This is a genomic window from Bradyrhizobium sp. Leo170, from assembly GCF_004296405.1.
Classification (GTDB): Bacteria; Pseudomonadota; Alphaproteobacteria; order Rhizobiales; family Xanthobacteraceae; genus Bradyrhizobium.
Genome location: NZ_PSRR01000757.1, coordinates 1 through 1,027 on the forward strand (window position 1 = coordinate 1; position 1,027 = coordinate 1,027).

A 1,027-nucleotide genomic window follows, 5' to 3' on the forward strand; every position below is an offset into this window, starting at 1 on the left:
GTTCCCGCGATGCGGCGATCGCCAGCGGGCTACTGCCGCCATTACCGAACATCTAATCTTGGCAATGCGGCGGATCTCCATGCTAAATGCGGAGCGCGGAACTTCGCCTTTGACCTCACATAGCGCGACGATGCGCCTCAGCTTCTGATCCGCTACGCTGCGTCGGGATTCTGAGAGTGGCTAACATAACGTCACCAAGAGCCGCCGACCTCCGCCCAATACAGGCGCTCCTGCTCGGCCTTCAGCTCTTCGAGAGATACAGGGATCGGATCGAGGTCGACATTGTACATCGGCAATGGCCAGTGCCGGTACAGAGTATCGACATGATCCTGGGTCGCGGATTCGCCTGGCAAACCTTCGGCAATCAGTCGAGCCAGAAGTTGCTGGCTCAAACGTTCCGCGTCTTGCAGCGTCTCCTTTTCCTGAAACTCAAGCTGGCCCCAAACCTCTGATGTGGCCTGAAGCCCCGCTACCGTGAACATTCCGCAGACGGCCATCGCGTCGACAACCTGCAAAACGGCCGGCATGCGCGACGGGTAGCCACTTGGGTGGACGACGGGTGCATTCCAGACCGGCGTACCATCCTCGTAGGCCTCGACGTCCGCGTAGAGCTTGCTCTCTCGCTGATAGAGGGTGGAGTTCGGCACGATGAACTCGCCCATAGTCCCTTCGAGATCGTGGGCCTTGCGCAGCGGCTCGACGGCCTTCCGGAGGTCCGCGACATCAACGGACCACCACTCGGCGAGCTGGGCACAAATCAGCCGCTCGAGGTGCCCATAAAACCTGCCAACCAATTTGTCACCTTGCCCGAGATCCGCTTCTCAGGACAGCGGACGATATCGAGCAAGATGAGAATCTTCGCCGCTTCCTCTTTAGCGAATCCCGCAAGCACCTCGGCTTCTCGCGGCTTCCCTCGCAATTCAACGGACCCGGACCAAAATCCCTTCGCGCTGGCGTGAATAATCGGAAGCCCTTCTGCGATGAAAGCAAGCCGATCGGTGGCCGACATTCGGCAAATGCGGCTAGT

Annotated in this window: 1 protein-coding gene and 1 pseudogene; both read right to left on the reverse strand. The window is 59.4% G+C overall.

Features of this window, described 5'->3' with window-relative positions; translation table 11 throughout:
- Positions 1–191: 191 nt before the first annotated feature.
- Positions 192–794, reverse strand: coding sequence for a hypothetical protein (locus CWO89_RS44520; RefSeq protein WP_165421623.1), 603 nt, complete (start codon positions 792–794; stop codon positions 192–194).
- Positions 758–1,027: pseudogene (locus CWO89_RS44525) on the reverse strand (hypothetical protein); the annotation flags it as partial. The gene CWO89_RS44520 and the pseudogene CWO89_RS44525, both read right to left, overlap by 37 nt.